This window comes from Neorhizobium sp. JUb45 (assembly GCF_004343585.1).
Lineage (GTDB): Bacteria > Pseudomonadota > Alphaproteobacteria > Rhizobiales > Rhizobiaceae > Neorhizobium.
The window spans coordinates 1-9,859 of record NZ_SLYW01000025.1 but is presented as its reverse complement, the minus strand read 5'-3'; the positions used below and the strand labels follow the sequence as shown (position 1 = coordinate 9,859).

5 protein-coding genes and 1 pseudogene are annotated in these 9,859 nt (G+C 58.0%); 5 read left to right on the top strand and 1 reads right to left on the bottom strand.

Annotated elements, in window-relative coordinates:
- The 5 genes from tssI to EDF70_RS29680 form a co-directional block, all read left to right on the top strand.
- On the top strand, positions 1-1,875 hold a 1,875-nt coding region (gene tssI, locus EDF70_RS29700; protein ID WP_132281886.1), incomplete at its 5' end, for a type VI secretion system tip protein TssI/VgrG.
- A 9-nt stretch (positions 1,876-1,884) separates the two neighbouring features.
- The gene (locus EDF70_RS29695; protein ID WP_132281884.1) at positions 1,885-3,045 is read left to right on the top strand and encodes a DUF2169 domain-containing protein; all 1,161 of its coding nucleotides are present in this window, start codon (positions 1,885-1,887) and stop codon (positions 3,043-3,045) included.
- A complete protein-coding gene (locus EDF70_RS29690; RefSeq protein WP_132281882.1) occupies positions 3,042-3,446 on the top strand; it encodes a PAAR-like domain-containing protein in 405 nt (134 codons plus the stop codon). Before EDF70_RS29695 ends, EDF70_RS29690 begins: the two co-directional genes overlap by 4 nt.
- Positions 3,446-8,038, top strand: coding sequence for an RHS repeat-associated core domain-containing protein (locus EDF70_RS29685; RefSeq protein ID WP_132281880.1), 4,593 nt, complete (start codon positions 3,446-3,448; stop codon positions 8,036-8,038). The genes EDF70_RS29690 and EDF70_RS29685 overlap by 1 nt, the downstream gene beginning before the upstream one ends.
- 8 nt (positions 8,039-8,046) lie before the next feature.
- Entirely contained in the window at positions 8,047-8,493 is a 447-nt protein-coding gene (locus tag EDF70_RS29680; RefSeq protein WP_132281878.1) for a hypothetical protein, read from the top strand.
- 213 nt (positions 8,494-8,706) lie between these two features.
- Here EDF70_RS29680 and EDF70_RS29675 read toward each other — a convergent pair.
- A pseudogene (locus EDF70_RS29675) lies at positions 8,707-9,479 on the bottom strand (IS5 family transposase).
- Positions 9,480-9,859: the final 380 nt, after the last annotated feature.

The window sequence follows — 9,859 nt, the reverse complement described above, 5'->3', positions numbered from 1 at the left end:
GAGGAAGATGGCCTATTCTACTGGTTCAGCCATGAGGATGGCAAGCACAAGCTGCATGTCGCCGACACCGCCAATGGCTGGCTTGGACCGTCACCATCGGCACAGGGGGAGGGCAGGGTGCGTTTGGCCCAAGGTTCTTCCGATCGCAACCATATTAACGAATGGGCACGACAGTTTTCTTACGTTCCGGGACAACGTGCCGGTGCAGACTGGAATTTTGAAACACCCCGCATGGTGCCCGGCACGATGACGCCGTCACTGGTGCAGATGCCGGACGCCACCAAACGCGAGTTATACGAATACCCGGCCCGTATCTCCTCTGTCGCGGAAGCCGAACGTGCGCAGAAATTGCGGTCGCAGGCGTCTGAAGCGGATCATGACCGGGTCTATGGCGCCTCGACATCGCGCATCATCGAAACCGGCCGTCGCTTCACGCCCTACGAAGTCGCGCATCCTGATCATGCCTACGACGAGCACGTGGTCATCAAGTCTGTTCAGACAGTGGTCGATCGTTCCTACGAAACCAACAGCAACGAACCGGAATATCGCAACGAGTTCGAGGCGGTTCCCTCACGCGTGCCGATGACGCCGCACCGGGAAACCAAACGCCCGCGTATCGAGGGTACGCAGGTGGCGATTGTTGCGGGTCCCGAGGGCGAGGAAATCCACCCGGACCAGTATGGTCGTATCAAGGTGTGGTTCCCATGGGACCGCAAGGCAAAGAAGGATGGATCGGATACCTGCTGGGTGCGCGTGGCGCAAAGCTGGGGTGGCGGCACCTGGGGTGCACAAGTGATACCTCGCATCGGCATGGAAGTCATGATTGCCTATGTCGATGGCGACCCGGACCGACCGCTGGTAACAGGTGTTGTGCCCAATCCGAGCAATTCCGTGCCTTACGATCTGCCGGCCAACAAGACCCGCATGGTCATGCGATCCAATACCCACAAAGGCCAAGGATACAACGAACTCGCCTTTGAGGACGAGAATGGGCAGGAAAACATGTTCCTGCACGCTCAGAAGGATCAGACGACAAAGGTTCTCAACAACCAGACCAGCCGTGTCGACGCCAATGCGCTGCATTCGATCGGTGCCAATCAGTCACTTGAAGTCGGCTCCAACATGAGCCAGCAGGTCGGCGGCGGCCTGAACATGGTTGTTGGCGGCGTCGGAAACACCGTAAACACTATCGCAGGCGGCTTGCTCGCTGGCCTGTCAGGCACCAGCGCCAGCATGTTGCAACATGCAATGTCGCTTGCCTCTGCCCACGCGGCTGACAGTCCGTCGTCTGAAGACAAGAACCTTGCTGCCGCTCAGGCTGCCGGTGGTGAAAGCGCTTCCGGTGCCGGAGGCGGAGCAGACAATCCGCTATCACAGGTAGGCGGATATATGGGTCTGATGGCGTCAGGTGTGCTCGGCGCTATGTCATCATCGATGGATAGCGTGCGCTCAGGCATCAACAACGCTGTCGCCAATGAGCTGCGGACGGATGCTGGCGATGCGATGCGATCCGCTGGCGCCGGTCTTGGCTCGCAGGTCGCCTCGATGATCGGGCAAGGCGTGTTCAACACGCTCGTCAGCCGCATGCAAAATACCAGCGTCGGCATGGCACAGACCGAGCAGGTCGGTGTTGCGAAGGTGGTGACTGTTGGACAGGTGTATAACCAGACCGTTGGCCACACCAAGAATATCTCGATTGGCAAGGAACTCTATGTCGCGGTTGGCGGTGGTGAGGATGCCGACGGAAATGTTCAGCCGCCGAAATCGATGCTTATCATGAAAGATGACGGAACGATTATTCTGAAAGGCGTCAAGATTTTCATCGATGCCGACAGCCATGTTCAGATCACGACCCCCATGCTTGATCATAACTAGGAGGCGTGCGTGCCGGAGATTGTCAATCACACGCCCTATCCCAATTTTAGATATTACAGCAGCGACACGGAGGGGGCCGATTTCGGCGTCGTCATCGTAAAATGCACGTATGAGGTGGGGCCGTCAGGCAGGTTGCTCAAGGCCGAGGAACAGGCGCCCATTATCTTCACGGACATGTGCCATGGAGAGGTCAATCGCACATCTCTTTGGCACCCTTCCGATCTAGTGCCGCTCAAGCCTGCGACCGATGTGTTCGTTAATGCCGTGGCGCGCGCTCCTGGCCGAAAGCCTCAGCCGTCATGGTCTTGTGGTATGCGCATCGAGGATCATGAGGGTGTGCGCCTAGAGAAGACCCTTCGCGTGACAGGTCCGCGAGAATGGCGGCCGCTCTGGAAACGTAGACTATCCGACGGCGAGAAACAGGACTGGCGGCGCCATCGGCGATATTTTGACCGTTGGGAGCTGTCCGAACCGGCACCGATCACGGAGCTTCCCGTACATTACGAATACGCTTTCGGCGGAGAAATTCCGCAAGGGCAGGGCGAGGATGGGATCGCCATATTCGACACCGATCACCGCAATCCTCTCGGCCGCGGCAAAATCGATGTTGAGTGGACAAACCACCTGGCAGCCGTACCGGCGCCGCAGATCGAACTGGCCTCGGATCCGGTGTCGGATCCCCACGCAAAGATGATCCCGCAAAGCTTCGGGCCGATCCCTCCCGCCTGGCTACCACGCCGGCCACTGGGCGGGACCTATGACCAGAACTGGAAAGACAATGTCTGGCCGGCTTGGCCAAAAGATTATGATTTTGCCTATCACAATTCGGCGCATCCAGACCTTATCGTCGATCCTTATCTGACGGGCAAGGAGACCATCCGGCTCACGGGCTTTTCCGCCAGTTCGGACAGTTTCCTCCTGCACCTTCCCGGAGAGAGTTTATTCGTCGATTTCGTCGACACCGATCAGCGTCTTGTTCGGCACGACATGGTGCTCGACACTCTCAACCTCGACATTTCCGCAGGTTCTGTCCGGGACTGGCGCGTCTTTATGTCGTGGCGAGCCCGTTTTCAGCCGGGACTGTATGAGAGTGCCGTCATTCAGCATGTGCTTCCAAATAATTCAGCCGAAACTGTCCGCGAGTCACTCAAGCAGAGGAAGGTTTCATGACCGAAGGAATGATTTCCGGACGGAAATGCGCGTCCAACACGATCGTGGCCAAGGGCCCGGATGTCTGCCGGACGCCGGTCGGATCGTCTGTTGTGGATGTCGGGTATTCTTCCGTCGCATTTTGCGACACCGCGACACGATACTCCACCTCTGTGCGCAATAACGGCAAATTCGATCTCCAGCTCAACTTCCGCACATCGTGTTCCACCGGCAATGAGCCAGGAACGCTCCGGGGCGTCATGGAGCAGGGGCACATGGGGCCTGCCCATGTCGATATGGCGTCATCCTTCGTTTATTCGGAAGGCTGGGCGACCGTAAGCCATCGCGACCCGTCGTGGATAAACCGGCCGGATCCGGGGCCGGTTGAACCCATCAAATCCGTTGATCGGATCAAAATCTGATGAGCGACAACCTACTCGATCCGAATCCCATTTCCGGTGGCGGCGGAAAATTCGAGCCAACGGGCGAAACCAGTCAGGATTTGCCAGGCTTTACCCCTGTTCCAGGCGGGACGCCGGCCGGCAGACCATTCACCATGTCGCAATTCCGTCCGCAGACTGACGAAAAATCCCTCCTGCATACCTACAACACGATCGTCAAAGGTAACGTCAACGCGGAGTTCAACTCCGGGGCAACCGCCGTCTCCGATCCTTATTCATGCCCGGTTTCTGAATTCGAAGATCAGCTGGTTCGCGAGGCGGAGACCCGGCAGAATGCGATGATCGCCGGAATAAAAGAGAACCTCAACGAGTCTAGCTGGTTCGGAACTAGATGGTGGCACGAATACGAGCTTAGCAATGAGCAGAAAGTGCCGTTGTCCGAGTATGTCCACAGCGGCGGTTTTCCTTTGGGAGGCAGCACTTACAAGAACGCCTATTTGATGCGGGAGATAGAAGACCGCTATAGGCTGATGAGTTTCGCAAAGGAGAATAACGATCCTGCAGCTTTTCGAAAGCACTGCGAGGAAAAGAACAAGATAAACGCCAATACGCCCATCACCGAAACCTTGGTGATGGAAAATACCAACCGCATGCTCGCAGCTGCGGCCACAGGCGGACGTGGCGGTATGAAAATGGGCGGCAGCAGAGCGCCCCGCATGGCTGCGACATCCGGCCGGGGCGCCATGCGGCCTTCAAGGCGCATCGAATTCGTCAAAAAGCCGGCACAGCCTGCGCCCGCGACGACACCGGCAACCAAGCCGACTCAAAACACATCGCCACCGACGACCGCAGGCGAACCCGTATCGGTGGCAACGGGCGAATACCTGGAAACTTGGCGGGACTTCCTGATCCCGGGCACCTTTCCATTCGACGGTTCCCGCTACATGGGATTAAAGCTGGGCCTGCCGACGCGTTACAAAAGCCCGCTCGGTCCTTGTCAGATTTCGATGTTTGACGAGATTTTCTCGAATCCCGAACACGGGAAACTCATTTATCATAATGATACTGGTAAGCGCATTTGGTTTGATCGGCCATTCAATTTCCTTCCCTCGATCAATGCGGGCATACCGCATCTCGACCTGAGAGCGCCGTGGCTAAAGCAGCTGCGGTTGAAGGATCGGTCGATTATCAAGCATTTCCGGCAGTATGAAGACGGCGTCTACCGGCTGGAAAGTATCGAAGACCTGAATGGTTTTAAGCTGACGCTCTCCCGCACCGAAGACGGACGTTTGATGCGTGCGGACGGGCCGGACGGATTAAGCCTCACCTTCGACAATGATGATGCCGGTCGCCGCATCCTCATCACCCTTATCGGCACGGACGGATCTACGAAGGATCTTGCCAGATATTCTTATGATGCTTCAGGTCGGATGACCGAAGCAACTTGCGGATTCGGCATGTCGGTGTGTTATCGCTGGCTGGATGGCAGCAATCTGCTGCACTCCTGGCACAATCTGACCCGCGCCTCCGAGACCATTTTCACCTATGACGAGACCGGCCGTGTCGTTCATACGAAAACCAACGGCATCTGGAATGGCGACCGTTTTGCCTATGGGGAGGGCGAGACCCTCTATCTGCCGGGCGGCCGCAACGAACACGGCCAGTTTTTCCGCTATGACGAACACCAGAACGTTACCGCCGAGGTCGACCCGCTCGGCGGCACGGTTGCGCATGACTACAATCGCGCCGGCTTTCGCACCGCGACCACCGATCCGAATGGTAACGTTACCCGCACCCGCTATGACACGCTTGGCAATGTCAAGGAGCTGACTGACCCTGAGGGGCGCTCGACTGTTTATGGCTGGGGTGACGACGGCGAACTGATGCTGGTCATTGACGGCGCCGGCAATCGCCGCCGCTACAAGCACGACGACAAGGCCAATGTCATCTCCGAAAGCGATGGCGAGGGCAATGTTACCACGCTGACGCGAGACACAAGCGGGAGGGTTACCGAGACCCGCTTTGCGAACGGCGCCACCGAGTACCAAACCTGGGACGAGCACAACCGGCTTGAAAGCGTTACCGACGCCAAGGGCAATGTCACACGCTTTGCCTATGACGCCTTCGGCCGCCAGATCGAGGTCATCGCGCCGAACGGGGCGACGACGCGGAAAGCTTATTGCGCAAGCGCGGGCGGTTTCGAAACGGTGTCCGCGATCACCCGGCCGGATGGGGTCACGGTCAGCCGCTCCTTTGACGGGGCCGGCGAGCTTGCTAGCGTGCGCGATGGCGAAGGCCGCACCTGGTCCTACCGCTATGGTGCCTTTGCTGTCTTGCAGGCGATTATCGACCCCAAGGGCGGCGAACTGAAGATCGGTACCGATATCGAGGGCCGCGTCACAAGCGTCACCAATGCGCTCGGCCGAGTCTACCTGTTCGACCGGGATCTCGCCGGTCGCGTGATCGCCGAGGAGGATTTTGATGGCCGCGTCACCCGCTACAGGCGCGATCCGGCCGGGCAGGTGATCGAGGCGCAGAAGTCGGATGGTGCGCGGCTCGTCTATGACTACGACAAGTCCGGTCTGCTCCGTCGCATCGAGAGCTTCTCGGCAAAGGGCGCGCCGCAGGATATCACACGTTTCTGGTATGACGGCCGCGGCCTGCTGGTGCGAGCGGAAAACGGGGCCGCACTCGTCTCCTTCGAGCGTGATCGTAACGGCCGGATCACCGGCGAGACGCTGAACGGCCGCCGCGTCAAGTCCACACTAGACGTCATGGGCAACCGGATCGCCCGTGAGATCAAGGGCGTCGGTCATGGCCTGGTCGGCTATATCCGCGACCCGCTCGGCGCCATCGAGCAACTTGTTGCCGGCGACACCGAGTTTTCCTTCAGGCGCGATCTCTTCGGCCAAGAGATCGAGCGGCAGATGGGCGACTTCCATCTGCTGCAGCGGTTCGATCCGGCTGGACAACTCGTCGCCCAGGCGGCAGGTCCGGCGCGTGCCGGCAGTCTCGATGTCTCGCGCCTCGGCTGGAACGTGCCGGGCGGTGGCGGCGAGCGATCGGCCAAGGCCAAACCCGGTCAGATCCGCCGCGTCTATGATTACGACCGCGCCTTTGCGCCGCTCAGCGTCGACCATAGTATCTGGGGCAAGCGAAGCTTTGCCTATGACGACAATGCTCAGATGACCGAGGCGGGTTCGCCCAGCGGCTCGGAACGCTTCGACTACGATCCCGCCCGCAATCTGGTCGGTGCCTCTTCTTCGCGCGGAGATCCGGACGGGGGGAGCGGCTATGGCCAGGCCTTCGACGACACCTTTGGCGCCGTGCCGCCTGCGCCGCGGCCCTTCTCCTTCCAGTCGACGCCGGGCGGCATCTTGCAGATTGCTCGCGGACCGAAGGGGGAGAAGCTTCGCCTCACCCATGACGATTGTGGCCGACTCATCGAGCGCCGCCTCGATCGCGACGGCTTTCGGCCGCAGACCTGGCGCTATCGGTGGGATGCGCATGACCGGATGGTGGGCGTCGAAACGCCTGAGGGAGAGGAATGGCTCTTCCATTACGATCCCTTTGGACGACGGGTTTCCAAGGTTCGCCGGTTCAGTTCGGCAGAACGCTACCGCGCCGCTTTTCGCTGGCCTTCTCTCGTTGGTGAGGATGGTATTCCCACAGTTGCTCGACCGCCGTCAGACGATACGGGGGCATTGGACAATCCTCCCGTCGTCGGCACCAGCTATCTCTGGGACGGCGACCACATGGTGGCCGAGGCGCCACTGAGGCTCGACGGTCATGTGGCTTGGGACGAGGCCACCCAATGGCATTTCGAAGAGGGCACGCACCGGCTTCTTGCCAAACAGTTGCCAACCGGCGAGATGCTGTCGATCGTCTGCGACCATCTCGGGACGCCGAAGGAGATGTTCGACGCCAAGGGCACGCTCGTCTGGGCGGGGGATCACCATGTCTGGGGTGCTGTCCGTGCCGTGCGAACGTTTGGCGCGCTGGCACTGCGGCGCGGGCCGGAAACGGCTCCAGCCGAATACGACTGCCCCTGGCGGTTTCCGGGGCAGTATGAGGATGCCGAAACCGGGCTATACTACAACCGCCATCGGCATTACGACCCACTGGCCGGGCAGTATGCAAGTCCGGACCCGATCGGACTGGCGGGCGGGGATCGGCCGCAGGGGTATGTGGACGATCCGGGCGCCTGGACAGATCCGCTTGGGCTCAAAGCACGTCCAAAATACGATCGTCCCGAGCCGACCGCATCAAAGAACTGGAATACCGCTCGAGGGCAATATTGGAGAGACGTGGGAGCGATTGAAGCGGCTAATCCCTCCGGTAAGTACTCCCCAGCGAACATCGATCGGATGAAGAAGGGACGTGCGCCGATGATAAACATTACGGTTAAGTCGTCACGAACCGGACAAACAGTTACCAGGGACGTGCCTATTGAGCTACATCACAATTCATTGACGCAACGTGGTGGAGCTCGCCGTGCCAATGAAGGGTGGAACCTAATCCAATCGACGCCTTGGGGGCATGCTGCCATGGACCAATATAGACACACGGGCTATGACCTAGTGAAAATTAACCGCGGAACCAACAGTTGGTAGGATGAGTCATGTCTAGAGCCGAAGAACTGAGAGCGAAATTTCGAGCAAAAGGTGCCGCAATCAAAGCCGAGATGGAAAGCCCATACGGGCAGTTTCGATCCAAGCTCTCAATGTCGCTTGATGACTATTGCGCAACCCTCGAAGATCAATTGGCGCAGCAGCTATTTGACCGCTATAGTCATGATCAACCAAAAGATTTCGACAAATGGATATCGGATACCGTAATCCCACTATTCAAGTCTCAGAACGCTCTTCCAGTGTGGAGGTTTGAGCCCGACTGGCTATGCGAGAACGGCCATCCATTGACTTTCATTGGCCAGTTTGAGGGCCAAGACGAGACATTTTATGCATTCCAAGGTTTCAGAGATACGCGGGACGGCAAAATTAGATATACGAAACTCGCGGCTCAAGGTGACAGCTACCGGAATAACATGGAGGGCGAGATTGTAGGGTAGGATATCGAGTAATAATTTTCCGCTAGGTTCCCAGCCTTTAGATCAAGCAGATCGTCGCCAAGAAACGAGGTATTGTAGCAACGAGGTATTATAGCGGCGTTATCGCTTGATTGATCTTATTCGGCCGGCTTGGCACGCAGAAATCAAATCAATATTCGCCACATGACTTCATTCCGTAGCCATCGATAAGCATTACTTATCGACAGTCCTACCTTAGGACGCGGACTGATTAGCTGAGGCGATCCAAATCTTGGTTGCCGCGAGCTTGAGGGCGGCGAGGTAATTATCGGCGCGCCGGGCGTATCGCGTCGCAAGGCCGCGCATCTGTTTGATACGGTTGAAGAACCGCTCCACGAGATTGCGCTGACGATAAACCCAACGGCTGAAGCTGAATGTCTGCTTTCGATTTGTTTTGGCGGGGATATTCGCCCAGCATTTGCGTTGCTTGGCAAAGTTACGAATTGCATCGGTGTCATATGCTTTGTCGGCAAGGATCGTTGCTCCGGGCTGAACGTCGCTCAGCAGCGTCTCAGCCATGGCGGCATCGGCCGCCTGACCTGCGGTTAATTCCAGGCGGACCGGCAAGCCATCAGCATCGACAAGTGCATGGATCTTTGTCGTCAGGCCGCCGCGCGAACGTCCCATGCAAGGATCGGCAGATCCCCCTTTTTTGCGTTGGCACCATGCTGGTGAACGCGAACACAGGAACTGTCGATCATCACGATGTCTCCATCGTAACGCTTCGAAACGGCGTCCAGAAGACGATGCCAGACGCGCGCCTTGCGCCAGCGGGAGAACCGATTGTAAAGCGTCGTGCGCGGGCCATAGCGCTCCGGCACATCGCGCCAAGACGAACCATTCCTGAAACGCCACAGGATGCCGTTGATTACTCGTCGGTCGTCAACACGTTCAACTCCACCGCTATTGGTCGGCAGAATTGGTGCGATGACGTCCCATTCTTTGTCGCTCAATTCGTGACGGCGCATGGCAATCTCCTTTCACGGAGAGTGAAACACACGCCGTCAATAAGATGACCCCGTTTATGGGGGCTAGTGAGCCGCTAACGAAATTTGCAACCGATAGGATTGCGCATCGCACCTCCCAAAAAGCAGCGATTGGGTCTTCAACAAACATCGTTATATTGGCATTAAACCCATCAATAAGAGATAAGTGCGAATATTATGGCATTTAATATCTCGTCGCCAGCAGAGGTCATGACCGATCGCGCCCTACGCGCCAAACGGCGGCGAATCGATTCCGACCTGACCCAGTGCGTATTCCAATGAAGCCGGCCACTGATTCCGAAATCAAGCCGGCCAGTCATTCCGATCTCATTCCGGCCGCCGTTCCGATTTGAAGGCGGCCA